This is a genomic window from Actinoplanes sp. NPDC049118 (assembly GCF_040648555.1).
Lineage (GTDB): Bacteria > Actinomycetota > Actinomycetes > Mycobacteriales > Micromonosporaceae > Actinoplanes.
This window is the reverse complement of record NZ_JBEZDY010000013.1, coordinates 76485-90820: the sequence shown is the minus strand read 5'-3', so window position 1 is coordinate 90820 and position 14336 is coordinate 76485. Positions and strand designations below refer to the sequence as shown.

The 14336-nt window shown below is 74.2% G+C and carries 14 protein-coding genes and 1 tRNA gene; 4 read left to right on the top strand and 11 right to left on the bottom strand.

The annotated features are described in order from the left end of the window. Window positions 1-20: 20 nt before the first annotated feature. The 3 genes from AB0B58_RS21715 to AB0B58_RS21705 are packed head-to-tail and all read left to right on the top strand — an operon-like array spanning window position 21 to window position 3537. Window positions 21-1751, top strand: coding sequence for a nitrite/sulfite reductase (locus AB0B58_RS21715; RefSeq protein ID WP_360226197.1), 1731 nt, complete (start codon window positions 21-23; stop codon window positions 1749-1751). Further along, entirely contained in the window at window positions 1748-2446 is a 699-nt protein-coding gene (locus tag AB0B58_RS21710; protein ID WP_360226194.1) for a phosphoadenylyl-sulfate reductase, read from the top strand. The genes AB0B58_RS21715 and AB0B58_RS21710 overlap by 4 nt, the downstream gene beginning before the upstream one ends. An 11-nt stretch (window positions 2447-2457) precedes the next feature. Next, window positions 2458-3537, top strand: a complete 1080-nt coding sequence (locus AB0B58_RS21705) for an alcohol dehydrogenase catalytic domain-containing protein (RefSeq protein ID WP_360226191.1) — start codon at window positions 2458-2460, stop codon at window positions 3535-3537. Between the two features lie 85 nt (window positions 3538-3622). Here the strand turns inward: AB0B58_RS21705 and AB0B58_RS21700 are convergent, their stop codons facing one another. The 3 genes from AB0B58_RS21700 to AB0B58_RS21690 all read right to left on the bottom strand — a co-directional run bounded on the left by AB0B58_RS21700 (window position 3623) and on the right by AB0B58_RS21690 (window position 6789). After that, window positions 3623-5092, bottom strand: a complete 1470-nt coding sequence (locus AB0B58_RS21700) for an MmgE/PrpD family protein (RefSeq protein ID WP_360226188.1) — start codon at window positions 5090-5092, stop codon at window positions 3623-3625. Between the two features lie 37 nt (window positions 5093-5129). Continuing rightward, window positions 5130-5837, bottom strand: coding sequence for an SGNH/GDSL hydrolase family protein (locus tag AB0B58_RS21695; protein WP_360226185.1), 708 nt, complete (start codon window positions 5835-5837; stop codon window positions 5130-5132). A gap of 64 nt (window positions 5838-5901) precedes the next feature. Beyond that, window positions 5902-6789: an SAM-dependent methyltransferase gene (locus AB0B58_RS21690; RefSeq protein WP_360226182.1), complete on the bottom strand. Its 888-nt coding sequence runs from the start codon at window positions 6787-6789 to the stop codon at window positions 5902-5904. A 115-nt stretch (window positions 6790-6904) separates the two neighbouring features. Here AB0B58_RS21690 and AB0B58_RS21685 point away from each other — a divergent pair, with 115 nt between their 5' ends. Continuing rightward, window positions 6905-8305, top strand: coding sequence for an FAD-dependent oxidoreductase (locus AB0B58_RS21685; protein ID WP_360226179.1), 1401 nt, complete (start codon window positions 6905-6907; stop codon window positions 8303-8305). Window positions 8306-8308: 3 nt separating this feature from the next. Here AB0B58_RS21685 and AB0B58_RS21680 read toward each other — a convergent pair whose 3' ends face one another. The 8 genes from AB0B58_RS21680 to AB0B58_RS21645 form a co-directional block, all read right to left on the bottom strand. Next, window positions 8309-9595, bottom strand: coding sequence for an erythromycin esterase family protein (locus AB0B58_RS21680; protein WP_360226176.1), 1287 nt, complete (start codon window positions 9593-9595; stop codon window positions 8309-8311). 17 nt (window positions 9596-9612) lie between these two features. After that, the gene (locus AB0B58_RS21675) at window positions 9613-9822 is read right to left on the bottom strand and encodes a hypothetical protein (protein WP_360226173.1); all 210 of its coding nucleotides are present in this window, start codon (window positions 9820-9822) and stop codon (window positions 9613-9615) included. Window positions 9823-9870: 48 nt separating this feature from the next. Next, window positions 9871-10854 (bottom strand): diacylglycerol kinase family protein, encoded by a 984-nt coding sequence (locus tag AB0B58_RS21670; protein WP_360226170.1) that lies wholly within the window; start codon window positions 10852-10854, stop codon window positions 9871-9873. A 28-nt stretch (window positions 10855-10882) separates the two neighbouring features. Beyond that, window positions 10883-10969: transfer RNA gene (locus AB0B58_RS21665), tRNA-Arg, on the bottom strand. A gap of 14 nt (window positions 10970-10983) precedes the next feature. After that, window positions 10984-11535 (bottom strand): flavin reductase family protein, encoded by a 552-nt coding sequence (locus AB0B58_RS21660; protein ID WP_360226167.1) that lies wholly within the window; start codon window positions 11533-11535, stop codon window positions 10984-10986. Continuing rightward, complete coding sequence (locus AB0B58_RS21655; RefSeq protein ID WP_360226164.1) at window positions 11519-11998, bottom strand: SRPBCC family protein; 480 nt, start codon at window positions 11996-11998, stop codon at window positions 11519-11521. Before AB0B58_RS21655 ends, AB0B58_RS21660 begins: the two co-directional genes overlap by 17 nt. Before the next feature lie 2 nt (window positions 11999-12000). Further along, complete coding sequence (locus AB0B58_RS21650) at window positions 12001-13269, bottom strand: aminotransferase class III-fold pyridoxal phosphate-dependent enzyme (RefSeq protein ID WP_360226161.1); 1269 nt, start codon at window positions 13267-13269, stop codon at window positions 12001-12003. After that, window positions 13266-14336 (bottom strand): SDR family oxidoreductase, encoded by a 1071-nt coding sequence (locus AB0B58_RS21645; RefSeq protein ID WP_360226159.1) that lies wholly within the window; start codon window positions 14334-14336, stop codon window positions 13266-13268. Before AB0B58_RS21645 ends, AB0B58_RS21650 begins: the two co-directional genes overlap by 4 nt.

Below are 14336 nucleotides of genomic sequence, written 5' to 3'. Positions count from 1 at the left end.
ACCATCTGAGAGGACTCGCCATGCCGTACGACGCAGCCGTCCCGCCGGCCGCCACCGGGCCCAGCCCGCCGCCGCACCGCAGCACGGCACCGGCCCCCGTCGTCCGCGGCGAAGGCCAGTGGGGATTCGGCCACCGCGAGCCCCTCAACGACAACGAGCAGATCAAGAAGGACGACGACGCGCTCAACGTCCGGGCCCGGATCGAGACCGTCTACGCCCGCCGCGGCTTCGCCGCCATCGACCCCGACGACCTACGCGGCCGGTTCCGCTGGTGGGGCCTCTACACCCAGCGCAGACCCGGCATCGACGGCGGCCGCACCGCCGTGCTGCAACCGCACGAACTCGACGACGAGTACTTCATGCTGCGCATCCGCGTCGACGGCGGACAGCTCGACCTCGACCAGCTGCGCACCATCGCCGACGTCTCGACCCGCTACGCCCGCGACACCGCGGACCTCACCGACCGGCAGAACGTCCAGCTGCACTGGATCCGCGTCGAGGACATGCCGGCGATCTGGCGGGCCCTCGAGTCCGTCGGGCTGTCCACCACCGAGGCCTGCGGCGACTGCCCGAGGGTCATCCTCGGCAGCCCCGTCGCCGGGATAAGCGCCGACGAGACCGTCGACGCCACACCCGCCGTCCGCGAGATCGTCCGCCGCTACGTCGGCGACCCGGCCCTGTCCAACCTGCCCCGCAAGTTCAAGTCGGTGATCTCCTGGCTGCCGGACGTGCCGTACGAGACCAACGACATCGCGTTCCTCGGCGCGAACCACCCGCGGCTGGGCCCCGGCTTCGACCTGCGGGTCGGCGGCGGGCTGTCCACCAACCCGATGCTCGCGCGGCGCCTCGGCGTCTGGGTGCCGCTCGACCGGGTACCGGACGTGTGGGCCGGCATCGCCTACCTGTTCCGCGACTACGGCTACCGGCGGCTGCGCAGCCGGGCCCGGCTCAAGTTCCTCGTCGCCGACTGGGGCACCGAACGCTTCCGGGAGGTGCTGGAGAAGGAGTACCTCGGCGAACCCCTCGCCGACGGGCCGGCGCCGCCGCTGCCGGACGAGCCGCTGTTGCACATCGGCGCGCACCGGCAGCGGGACGGGCGCTGCTACGTCGGGGTCGCGCCCGTGGTCGGCCGGGTCTCCGGTACCCGGCTGCGCGAGCTCGCCGCCGTGATGCGCGAGCACGGCAGCGGGCGGGTGCGGCTCACGCCGTACCAGAAGCTGCTGGTCCTGGATGTCGCGCCGGAGCGGGTCGAGTCGCTGATCTCGGCGCTGCGCCAGATCGAGCTCGAGGCCCGGCCGTCGTCGTGGCGGCGCGACACGATGTCCTGCACCGGCATCGAGTACTGCAAGCTCGCCATCGTCGAGACCAAGGGCCTGGCCGCGTCGCTGGTCACCGAGTTGGAGAAGCGGCTGACCGGGCTGCCGGCCGAGCTCACCGTGAACGTCAACGGCTGCCCGAACGCGTGCGCCCGCACCCAGGTCGCCGACATCGGACTCAAGGGTCAGCTCATGCGCGACGGCGACGGCCGGATGGTCGACGGATTCCAGGTACACCTCGGCGGCGGGCTGGCCCTCGCGGCCGGGCAGACCGCCGGCTTCGGCCGCAAGGTCCGGGGCCTCAAGGTCACCGCCGCGGACCTGCCCGACTTCGTGGAGACCCTGGCCCGGCGGTACGTGGCCGGGCGCAGCGGCGAGCGGGAGACGTTCGCCCAGTGGGTGGCCCGCGCCGACGACAAGGAGCTGACGACATGACCACCGTCGGCGACCCGGTGGCCCTCGCCGAGCGGGCGGGCCGCGACCTGGAGGACGCCACCGCCGAGGAGATACTCGCCTGGGCGGCACGCACGTTCGGTGCGCGCTTCTGCGTCACGAGCTCCTTCGCCGACACCGTGCTGGTGCACCTGGCGTCGCGGATCGTGCCCGGCGTCGACGTCGTCTTCCTCGACACCGGGCTGCACTTCTCCGAGACCCTGGCGGTGCGCGACACCGTCGCGGCGACGATGCCGGTACGGGTGCGCTCGATCCGGCCCGCGCTGACCGTCGCGCAGCAGGACGAACGGCACGGCCCGCGCCTGTACGCCCGGGACCCGGACCTCTGCTGCGACCTGCGCAAGGTCCGCCCGCTGGAGGAGACCTTCGCCGGCTACGACGCGTGGGCCGCCGGGCTGCGCCGCGACGAGTCACCGAGCCGGGCCGGCACCCGGGTCGTGCACTACGAGCACAGCCGCCGCAAGGTCAAGATCAATCCGATCGCGCGGTGGACCCAGGCGCAGGTCGACGCGTACACGGCGAAGTGGCGGCTGCCGGTCAACCCGCTGCTGCACGCCGGATACGCGTCCATCGGCTGCGCACCCTGCACCCGTGCGGTCGCGCCCGGCGAGGATCCGCGGGCCGGGCGCTGGGCCATGTTCGACAAGAGTGAATGCGGACTGCACGACCGACTCTAGGGAGACGACACATGCGGGCAGCGGTCGCAGAGGCGATCCACGAACCGGTCCGGGTACGCGACGACGTCACGCTCATCGAACCCGGGCCGCACGAGGTCCGGGTACGGCTGCACGCGTCCGGCATCTGCCGCTCCGACCTGTCCACCATCGACGGCGTCCTCGCCCAGCCGATGCCGGTGGTGCTCGGCCACGAGGGCGCCGGCGAGATCGTCGCCGTCGGCTCCCAGGTGGCCGCGGCGCAGGTCGGCGACCGGGTGGTGCTGGCCTGGATCGCGCCGTGCGGCGCCTGCCGGCACTGCCTGCGCGGCGAGGCGCACCTGTGCACCGTGCACGTCAAGGCCGGCTGGGCGCGGCCCCGGTTCCGGCTCGGCGACACCCCCGCGTTCGGGATGGCCGGCTGCGGCACCTGGGCACAGGAGACGGTGGTGCCCGAGGCCGCGGCGATCGAGGTCGGCGCCGACGTGCCGTACGAGATCGCGGCGCTACTCGGCTGCGGCGTCACCACCGGCGTCGGCGCGGTCGTCAACACCGCCGGGGTCCGCCCGGGCGAATCGGTGCTGATCGTCGGCTGCGGCGGGGTCGGGCTGAGCGCGATACAGGGCGCCCGGCTCGCCGGCGCCGGCCTCATCGTCGCCGTCGACCCGGTACCCGCCAAGCACGGGCTGGCCCGGAACTTCGGCGCGACCGCGGCCTGCGCCCCGGCGGACGTCGGCGCCACGCTGAAGAGCCTGGGGCTGGGCCGCGGCGCCGACCACGGCTTCGACGTGGTCGGCCGGCCCGAGACGATCCGCGCGGCCTGGGACGGCACCCGCCGCGGCGGGACCGTGGTCGTCGTCGGCGCCGGCGGCGCCGCACGCGACGTGTGCTTCAGCGCCTCGGAGCTGCTCTTCGACGGCAAGCGACTGCTGGGCGCGCTGTACGGCTCGGCGGACGTGCGCCGCGACTTCGCGACGCTGATCGGGCTGTGGCGCGCCGGGCGACTGGATCTGGCGGCGATGGTGTCGTCGACGATCGCGCTCGACGAGGTGGACGAGGGCCTGCGCCGCCTGCGGGCCGGCGACGCCGTCCGGCACCTGGTGACCTTCGGCTGAGCGGAGGCGGCCGCGCCGGCGCGTGCCCGCGGAACGAAGCATCCGGTCGGTTCCCCACCCCGCCAGGTGGGGAACCGACCGGGCCTCAGGGCGTCAGCAGGGCGGTCTCCAACAGCTCGGCGACCTCCCGCGCGGACGCGTGCTCCAGGTCCGCGACCGCGTCGGCGACGCTCTTGGCACCGCCGGTGGACAGGAACTTCTCCCGGACCAGCTCGGCGTGCCGGGCCCGGGTGTCCGGGCCGACCGCCCCGATCGGGATGTCGAGCCGGCGCTCCCGGGTGCTGCCGTCGGCCAGGGTCACCACCACCCGGGCGCCGGTGACCTTGCTCGCCTGGGTGAAGTCCACGCTCGGCGGCGGGATCTCACCGACGAGCTCCACCAGGCCGGGGCCGCCGAACTCGGTCAGCCAGGTCGCCGCCCGTGGCCCCGCCTGGCGCAGGGCCTCGCCGAACGGCACCTCGCACAGGAACGAGTCGCGGGTCATGCCGCGGTCCTCGGTCAGCCGGATCTTCGCCGCGAGCTCCCACCGGCGCGGTTCGTGCACCCGCGGCGCGGCGAAGTCGGCCGGGGTGAGCTCGCCGTTGAGCAGCGTCGTCGCCACCGTGTAGGGCGTGGAGAACACCAGCGCGCTGACCGGCGAGTCCGGTCCGTCCACGTAGGGCGCGGTCTGCCGGTCCACCACCACCGTGTACAGCGAGGCGTGCACGAGCACGTCGGTGATGCCGGCGATCTCGCGCTCCCCCAGCTCGCGGTGCAGCTCGATCGCGCAGTCGACCGCGCTGTCGATGCCCGGCCCGCCGGGATGCATCTTGAACGAGAGCGTCTCGGTGTGCCACCGCTCGCCCAGCCCCAGGGTCACCGCCTCGGGCAGCGGCACGGTCGAGAACCGGGACAGGAATCCCTGCGGGTGCTCCAGGATGTCGGGCGCGCCGGCCAGCCCGGCCAGGGCCGCATCGCAGGCGTCGAGGCCGGCCCGGACCGGAGTGAAGGCGCTGAGCACCTTCGCGTCGCTGTTGAGGAAGCCCGGCGCGAGCATCCGCGGCGGGATGCCGAAGGCCATGCCGAACGCGGCCACCCAGCGGTCCGCGGGCCTGTTCTCGCTGCGCAGCCGGCCGCTGACCGCGCCGGTGACGTGCGTGTGCGTGGCGCTCTGCCCGCGGAACGGGCCCAGCGTGGCGGCCGCGGTGACCCGCGACGCGCACTCGTTCGCCGTGATCATCGAGGTGAGCAGGCCCCGGCCGTCGAGGCCCAGGGCGTGCGCGTAGGCGATCGGGACGGTGGCGGTGGAGTTGGAGATGTGGCCCGCGTACGCGGTGTCGTCGAAGTGCAGCCACGACGTGAGCCCGGCCAGCACGCACGCGGACTGTTTCGGATCGGCCTGCAGCGGCGGGCCGAACGCCGAGATGACCGCCCGGCCCGCCGGGTGGCCCGCGCCGGCCCGCGCCGCGGCCAGCTGCGACAACAGCTGGCTCTTGGCGATCTCGACGACGCGGCCGGGCACGTCGGCCAGCTGCAGCGTGCTGGCCCAGGCGGACAGCTCCTCGGTCAGCGTCATCGGGGCCCCACGGGCCCGCCCCGGCGGGCGGCGGGCACTACGCGGCCGCCCGTGCGGCCAGGCGGGCGCCGAGTGCCCGGATGGTCGCCGCGGCGACGATCGCGTGGCCCCGCATCGAGGCGTGCTTGAGGTCGCTGGAGTAGATGTCGCGGTCGGCCCGTGCCGGGTGCGACCACATCTCCACCACGATCGCGTCGTGCCGGGCCGCCACCTCGCGGACCAGGTCGTTGAGCTGCCTGATCCGGGGCAGCAGCGGGCCCTCGGCGAGCGCCGGATAGGCGGCCGAGAGGTCCTGGAGGGTGAAGGTGACGATGTCGGCGCCCGCCTCGCGCAGCGGGCCCATGATGCCGTCGAGGTCGGCGGAGACCGCCTCGGGATCGAAGTTGCGGGGCAGGATGTCGTTGCCGCCGCAGACCACCGCGGCGAGGTCCGGCTTGAGCGCCAGCGCGGCGTCCAGCTGGGTCTCCCGGACCTCCGCGGCGCGCAGGTTCTCCACGCCGAGGTTCAGGTGCACCAGGTCCGGCTGGGCGCGGCGCAGCGCCGCCGCGGTGCGCGCGCCCCAGGGCAGGGACCGGTAGCCGTCGGTCGGCTCGCCCAGGCCCTTGGCCAGGCTGTCGCCGACCACGACGAAGCGCTGCCAGTGCGACGCGCGGAGCAGTTCGTCGGCCTGGTCGTCGGTGAGGCAGTGCGGATCTGTCGCCTCCCGCGGGAACAGGCCCGCGTCGGCGTAGGTGCTCTCGGTCACGGGGTACCCCTCTCGTGGACTCGGGCAATTACATACCGACGGTATGTCGGTGTCAAGGAGAGGGTCACGCCCGCTCCACCGTCAGCACGCCCATGAAGTCCTTACGCGAGCAGTACGGCCGCGCGCCGCCGAAACGGTCGATGAGGTCGGTCACCCGCAGGTGCTCCAGGCAGCGGAAACCCGCCGCCTCGGCGGCCCGCGTCGCGGACTGCTGATCCATGCCCAGCCGGTACGGCTCCCCGCGCCGCGCGACCAGCCGGGCCGCGGTACGCACGCTGCGGTACTCGTTGGTGCCGTCGATGACCGAGCGGTCCATGTAGTCGAAGACCAGCCGGCTGCCCGGCGCGCAGATCGCCGCGATGTCGGCCAGCGCGTGCTGGAACGCGTCGCCCTCCAGGAAGAACGTGACACCGTGCCAGCCGACCAGCGTGCGCCGGCCGCGGTCGAACACCTCCGGCGTGAGCACCGCCGCGAGCCGCTCGGTCTCCAGGTCAACCGGCAGGTAGGTGACGTTGTCCGTGGTGATCCCGGATTTCGCCAGCACCGCCCGCTTGGCGCGCTGGGTCGCCGGATGGTCGATCTCGACGAACCGCAGATCGGGGTGGCGCATCGGCGTCGAGTCGTAGCCCGCGCCCAGCAGCAGCACCTGGTCGATCCCGTCGTTGCGGGCGTCGGCCAGGACCCGGTCGAAGTGCCGGGACCGCAGCAGGATCTCCGCGAGGAAGCCGCCGAAGAGGCGGTCGAACAGCTTCAGGGACAGCTTCGCCGTCGCGGCGCTGCGTACGTAGTGCTTGAAGCGCGGGTTGAAGGCCGCGTACAGGTGCGCGTACCTGTCGTCGGCCAGGCGCTGGTCGACGGCGAGCCGGGCGTCGACCGCGCGCATCATGGCGGTGAGCCCCGCCGTGCTGCTGGCCTTGCCCGACTGCAGCCGCCGGGGAGTGGATGTGGTCATCGTGATGGCCCTCCTCGGGGGTTCACCTGGTTTACGCGGAGGCCACCCGCGGCCCCGCGCGGGAATTTCCCGGCCGGCCGCGAGGGGTGGATCCGGCGGGCGCGTAAATCAAGACATGAGCGACGCGGACGTGGTCGTGGTCGGCGCCGGTGTCGCCGGCCTGGTGGCGGCGCGGGAGCTGACCGCCCGGGGACGCCAGGTGCTGGTGCTGGAGGCGCGCGACCGCGTCGGCGGGCGCACCCTGAACGCGGCGGTGCCCGGCGCCACGGTCGAGCTCGGCGGCCAGTGGGTCGGCCCCGGCCAGGACCGGGTCCTCGCCCTGCTGGGCGAGCTGGGCCTCGGCACGTTCCCCACCTACGACAGCGGCCGGCACCTGATCGAGTTCGGCGGCCGGGTGCACCGCCGCCGCGACACCGTGCCGCGCCTCGGCCCGCTGGCGCTGGCCGACGTCGCCACCACCTGGCGGGCCCTGGGCCGCGCCGTGCGCCGGGTCGACGTCGAGGCGCCGTGGCACTCGCCGGACGCGGCCGCCCTGGACGCGCAGACGTTCGCCACCTGGCTGCACCGGCACAGCCGGACCCGCGGCGGCCGGCGGTTCTTCCACAGCATCACCCGGGCGGTGTTCGCGGCCGAGCCGGGCGAGCTGTCCGCGCTGTGGGCCCAGTTCTACTTCGCGTCGGCGGGCGGGCCCGGCGCGGTCGTGTCGACCACCGGCGGCGCGCAGCAGGAGCGGATCGACGGCGGCTCGCAGCGGCTCGCCGAGCGCCTGGCCGCGCCGCTGGGCGAGCGGGTGGTGCTGGGCACGCCGGTGCGCCGCATCGCCGTCGACGACGGCGGCGTCACCGTGCATCCCCGGACGGGCGTTGCGGTCCGCGCCCGGCGGGTGATCGTCGCGGTGCCGCCGGCGCTGATCGGCGGCGTCGACTTCGACCCGCCGCTGCCGCCCGGGCGGCAGGCGCTGCTGCAACGCCTGCCGCACGGCGCCGTGGTGAAGGCCAACGTGGTCTACGACGAGCCCTTCTGGCGCCGGCAGGGCCTGTCCGGCCAGGCGGCCAGCGAGGACCGCACGGTCTCCATGGTGTTCGACAACAGCCCCGCCGGCGGCACGCCGGGCGTCCTGGTCTGCTTCGTCGAGGGCCACGCGGCGACGGCGTTCGGGGCGCTGGGGCCGGCCCGGCGCCGCGCCCGGGTGCTCGACGACCTGGCGGCCTACTTCGGCCCGGCCGCCCGGCGCAGCACCGGATACGTCGACCACGACTGGACCGCCGACCCGTGGAGTCGCGGCTGCTACGGCGCGTTCGGCGCGCCGGGCGCGCTGACCCGGTACGGGCCGGTGCTGCGCACGCCGACCGCAAGGGTGCACTGGGCCGGCGCCGAGACGGCCGTGCGCTGGGTCGGCTACCTCGACGGCGCGGTCGAGTCCGGGCAGCGGGCTGCCGGCGAGGTCGAGGCGGCGCTGAGCGGGTCGGCACCGAGCCCGGCCACCGACCTGGTGTCCGGGCTCAACCAGCCCTGACGCTCAGACCCCGGAGGGATAGGTCTCGGGCTCCAGCGCGTCGGCCGTGCGCAGGTGCATCGGACGCACGGCCTGGGACCGGTCGAACCACACGAAGGCGTCGTAGCGCTCGCCGAGCACGGTCGGCACCCAGTTGCCGTAGAACTCCCGGTCGGGGCGGTACACCACGCCGATCGCCCGGTGTTCGAGCTCGTCGGTCAGCACGTCCGGCCGGTCGGCCCGCGGGAACACGAACAGCGCCTGCGGGGGCGCCGCGGTGTGCAGCGCCTCCTCGAGCGAGTTCCGGCGGCCCGGCGGCACGGCCATCACCTCCATCGGCGCGCCCCACGCGTGGCCGGCGACCACCGTGCCGTGGTGGGTGCCGAAGCCGACCAGGACGACCCGCTGCGCGCCGTAGCGTTCCCGGGCCAGTTGGCCGATGTTCACGTCTCCCGCCTCGGCCATGTGCGTGGCCCGCGCGTCGCCGACATGGGTGTTGTGCGCCCACACGACCGCCTTCGCCCCCGGCCCGTAGTGCCGCAGCAGCCGGTCCAGGCTCTCGTCCATGTGCCGGTCCCGCACGTTCCACGACTGGCCGTCGTCGAGCGCCATCGTCCGGTAGTACCGCTCCGCCCCGGCGACCACCTCGGCGTTCTGCCACGCCCGGAACCCGTCCGGCCCGTCGGCCGTCGCCTGCCGCCGCAGCCCGGCGAGCAGCTCGATCACCTCGGTCTCGCAGGTGGCGGGGCCCAACCGGGTCGCCCACGCGTACGCCTGCGCGTTCTCGCCGTACGGCTCGAGGCAGCGGCAGGCCGCCGTCGCGGCCGGTACCTGCTCCGGGTCGTGCGCGCGCAGATAAGTCAGCACCTCGCGCAGCGACTCCCAGAGCGAGTACACGTCCAGGCCGTGGAATCCGGCCCGCCGCGACTCATCGGTGCCGGCGTTGTGGGCGCGCAGCCAGCGGGTGAAGTCGACCACCTCCTCGTTGGCCCACATCCAGGTGGGCCACCGGTCGAACTCCAGCAGCGCCAGCCGCGGGTCGTCCGGCGCGGCGGGCAGGCAGCGCACGCTGCGGTCCACCCGGTCGCAGTGCGGCCAGTCGCCCTCGACGGCGACGAACGAGAACCCCTTCTCGGCGATCAGCCGCCGGGTGATCGCCGACCGCCAGGCGTAGAACTCGTGGGTGCCGTGGCTGGCCTCGCCCAGCATGACCACCCGGGCGTCGCCGACGCGGTCGAGCAGCACGTCGAGGTCGCCCGGATCGGTCAGCGGCGCGGCCAGGGCGGCGATCTCCTCGCCGTAGCGTCCCATCGGTCACCCCCGCGGGATCAGCGGGACTCCTCCGACTCGGTGCCGTCGTGGTTGGTCAGCTCGTCCAGGGCGCGCCCGATCGCGCCGGTGAGGTCCCCGGACGGAATGGCGATGGCCTCGGCGTCGGTGTCGGCGATGAGCTCCGTGACGTGTTCCGGCGAGGGCCCGGTACCCGCGCCCGAGAAACCGAACTCGTTCGGCTCGTTGGATTCGGACTCAACTGTCATGTACCAGGGCATACCCGCACAGCCACGGCTGAATCGTCACGGCCGCGTTCAGCCCGCGACCGCCTCGACGGGTGCGAGCACCGGCACGGCGCCGGGGACGACTTCGAGGGTGAGGGAGCCGGCGGCGCCCGTCCACATCTCGCCGTCGTGCTCGAAGCAGAGGGGTTCGCCGTCCGTGCGGGTCAGCTCGATCCGGCGGCCGCGGCCGTAGTACACGCCGGGATGCCCGAGGTGGGTGCCGGCCATGATGTGCGTCGCCAGCTCGGCGCGCTCCTCGTCGCTGCTCCAGCCGCGCACCGCGCACACGTCCAGCTCGCCGTCGTCGAGCACCGATCGCGGCAGCACCTCGAACGTGCCCACCCGGTGCCGCGCCCCGCCGACCGTCACCAGCGTGGTCGCCCCCTCGTGGAGCGGCTCGCCGTCGACGAGGACCCCTCCCGCGTACGGGCGGTAGCTCGCGAAGGTCGCCGCCATCGCCTGCAGGTAGCGGTCCCGGCCCGGGATGTCGGTGTGCGCGAGGGCCGCCTCGGTGACCGCCGCGATGAAGCCGGCGGAGGCGCCGAGCATGACCGCCCGGTCCGCCTCGACGAGCCGCATCAGGTCCAGGTGCCGCACCCGGGCCGGACCGGTCAGGGCGCGCGTGACGACGTCCTCCCAGGTGCGGTCGCCCCAGATCGCCCGGGCGCTCGAGTTACCGGTGCCGGCCGGCAGGATCAGCAGCGCCGGGGCGTCGGAGGCCGGGCCGGGCCCGGCACCGTGCGGCCACCGGCCGAGCGCCCGGGCCATGCCCTCGGCGGCCTCCCGGGCCGTGCCGTCCCCGCCGACCGCGACCACCAGGCGCGGCGGATCCGGCCGGGTGAACGCGTCGGCGACGAGCTCCCGCGCGCCGCCGGCCCTCCTGGTCAGCTCGGTGCCGACCACCTCGTAGGCCTTGCCGCAGCGCTCGGCGACCTCGCCGATCAGGTCGGTCGTGACCGCGCCGGCCACCGGGTTCGCCACCACCAGGCAGCGCTGGGTCATCGTCGTGGTCACGTGTGCCTCCCTGATCTCGTGTCCGTTGCGGAGAGGGCAGGATTCGAACCTGCGTGGGCCGCGAAGCCCGGCCGGGTCGCCCCGGCCCCCGTTGGACCGCTTCGGGTACCTCTCCCTCACGACCGCCGGTCACTGCCCGGCGGGTCGCAGTCCCCAGTAGGAACGGTCGTGCCACAGCAGCGGACGGCCGGCGCCGGAGTGGGTGGCCACCACCTCGCCGACCACGGTGTGGTGGTCGCCGTACTCGCGCGCCTCGACCAGCAGGCACACCGTCCAGGCCAGGGCGTCGACCAGCACCGGCGTGCCCAGCACCTCGCGGACCCGCAGGTCACCGAAGCCCTCGTGACCGGTCCGGGCGAACGACTCGGCCCAGCCCACCTGCTCCTCCCGCAGCAGGTGCACGGCGAACGTGCGCTGCAGCCGGATCCCCGCGAGGGTCCGCGACGTGCTGGCCAGGCAGGCCAGCAGCAGCGGGGGCCGCAGCGACAGCGACGTCACCGCGGACGCGGTCATCCCCACCGGCGTGTGCCGGTGCCGGGAGGTGACCACCGTGACGCCGGCGGAGAGCCGGCGGTAGAGGCTCAGGCAGGCCGGGGTGTCCACCCCGGGCTCCGCTCCGAGCGCCTCACCGCCGGCCACCGGCGCGCGGGGCGGCGCGATCGTCTCAGGCAACGCCCGCACCGACCGGAGGATCCGGCGTCAGGTCGTGCTCGGTCACGTCGCCGAGCAGCCCGCGCAGGATGAGCAGGATGTTGCTGCGCAGCGTCGCCTCGGCCACCGGGTCGATCAGCGCCGCCAGGGTGGGTATGCCGAGGTCGAATTCGGCGTCGAAGACGATCGTGGCGCCGTCGCCGTCCGCGTCGATCAGCCACCTACCCCGGAAGGTGGCGAAGTCGCCGCTGAGCTGCTCGAAGACGATGGAGCGCCGCTCGTCGTCGAAGACGTCGCGCTCGGTCCAGCGCAGCAGGCCGTTGCGGAACCGCACCGTCCACTCCGAGACCAGTCCCCCGTCTGCCTCGACGGGGTGCACGAGCACCTCGACGACGGCGTCGGTCTGCTGCGGATATCTGGCGAAGTCGCGGATCCGCTCGTACACGTCCGCGGGGTCACGCGGCGTACGGACCGCGATGGTGATCTGTGGCATGGTCAGCTCCTGGGCTGGTGACGGGTGGCGACCGCCGCGAGGGCGTCGTCGAGAACCTGGGCGAAGAAGTCCACCTCGGGGTCGGCGAGGATGGCCGGTGGTGTCAGTCGCAGCACGTCGGCCGCGTTGAGCGAGTGGTTGACCAGCACGCCGCGGCTCATCAGCTCGAGCGCGACGTCCCCGGCGAGGCCCGCCGCGGCGTACTCGATGCCGAGCAGCAGGCCGCGGCCGCGCACCTCGGCGACCTGGCCGGGCAGGTGGCGCCGGTGCGCCTCGTGCAGCAGGATCAGCAGCCGGGTGCCCAGCGACGCGGCCTTGGCCACCGCGTCCTCCTCCTTGATCGCCCGCAGCGCGCCGATCGCGGCGGCCGACGCGATCGGCGAGGCGCCGAAGGTGGAGGAGTGCAGGAACGGGTCCCGGCCGAAGGGCTGGTACAGCTCCGCGCCGGTGACCATGGCGGCGACCGGGATCACCCCGCCGGACAGGCCCTTGCCGACCAGCATGATGTCCGGCACGACAGCCTCGGCGTCCATGCCCCACCAGCGGCCCAGCCGGCCCAGGCCGGTCTGGATCTCGTCGGCGACCAGCAGCGCGCCGAACTCCCGGCAGGCCTCGGCCGCACCCCGCAGGTACCCCTCCGGCGCCGGCAGCGCCCCGCCCTCGCCGAGGACCGGCTCGAGCACCAGGCAGGCCCGCCCGGCGGCGGCGCTCAGCGCGGACCGCAGCGCGGGCAGGTCGCCGAACGGCACCTGGGTGACGCCGGGCAGCAGCGGACCGAACGGGCGCTGGTAGAGCGGGTTGCCGATGATGCTCAGCGCGCCCATCGACTTGCCGTGGAAACCCCCGTCGACGGCGATCAGCTCGGTCCTGCCGTGCGCCCGGGCCAGCTTGATCGCGGCCTCGGTGGCCTCGGTGCCCGAGTTGACGAAGTGGACCTGGTCCAGGCCGTCCGGGGCCACCTCCGCGAGGGCCTCGGCCGCCCGGGCACTGACCGGCTCCAGGAAGACCCGGGTGGCCAGCGGGTGCTGGTCGAGCTGGCGGCGCACCTCGGCCACCACCGTCGGGTGGCGATGCCCGAGGATGAACACGCCGTAGCCACCGAAGTCCAGGTAGCGCCGGCCGTCGGCGGCGGTCACCCAGGCGCCGGCCGACGACACCTCGACGACCCGGCCGAGCATCTCGCCGAGCGAGGCGCGGCCGCTGCCCATGTGCCGGCGTACCCGGCCGATGGTCAGGTCGGTGAGGTCGGGTGCGTCGACGGCCGCGGTCAACCCGCCACCGCCGTCGCGGTCGCCGCCGGTACCGCGGCGGGCGCCGGCCGCGCCGCGCGGTCACGGCGGTTCACCAGCTGCTCGGCCGAGAGGCGGAACGCCCGGCACAGCGCCGCGTGCGAGACCTCGTCGCCGAGGCCGAGCGCCGGCAGCGAGCTCGGCATCGCCGTCCGCGACTGGAACAGCAGCATCAGCTCGGCGAACGCGCTGAACTGGCGGCGGATGCCGACCGGCAGCACGTCCTCCAGCATCGGCAGCAGCAGCCGGTCGACCGCCTCGACCGGCACCATCCGCGGCGGGTGCGGCCGCGGCCCGGTCAGCTCGGCCAGGTCGAGCGTCAGCTCGACCATCTCGGTCAGGCGCAGCGCCTGGTCGCCGGCCGTGAGCCAGTGCTCGCCGCCCGCCTGCGGGTCGCGGATCAGCCGGCCGACCGCCCTGGCGACGACGTCCTGCGGCACGAAGTCGATCATCGAGTCGAGGTCGGCCGGCAGCACCGGCAGCGTGCCCCGGTAGGTCGCGCCGATCACCTTGTGAATGCCCTGGAACGCGGCGATCCGGCCGTCCCGGCTGTCACCGATCAGCACCGACGGCCGCACGATCGTCCACGGCAGGCCGCTGTCGCGGACCAGGTTCTCGGACGCGACCTTCGACTTAACGTATGCGGTGACCCCGCCGCCGGCCGCGTCGGCCTGTGCGCCGTCACGGGCCACGAACGCGGTGCTCATGTGCACCATCCGGGCACCGGACCGGCGGGCTATCTCGAGCATCCGGGTGGTGCCGCCCAGGTTGGTGTTCATGATCTCGTCGCGCGGGGTGTTCCACTTGGTGTTCGCCGCGCAGTGCAGCACCACGTCGAGGCGGTCGCAGAGCGCGGCGAGCTCGCCGCGCTCCAGCCCGGCGTCGGCGCGGGTCAGGTCACCCTGGACGACCTCCACCCGAGGATCGTCGATCGGCGCGCGGTGGTAGAGGCAGATCACGTCGTGGTCGGGCGTCAGCTCGTCGATCAGCGCGCGTCCCACGACCCCACTCGCGCCGCTGAGCAGCACGGTCGGGCGATGCTGGTTCAT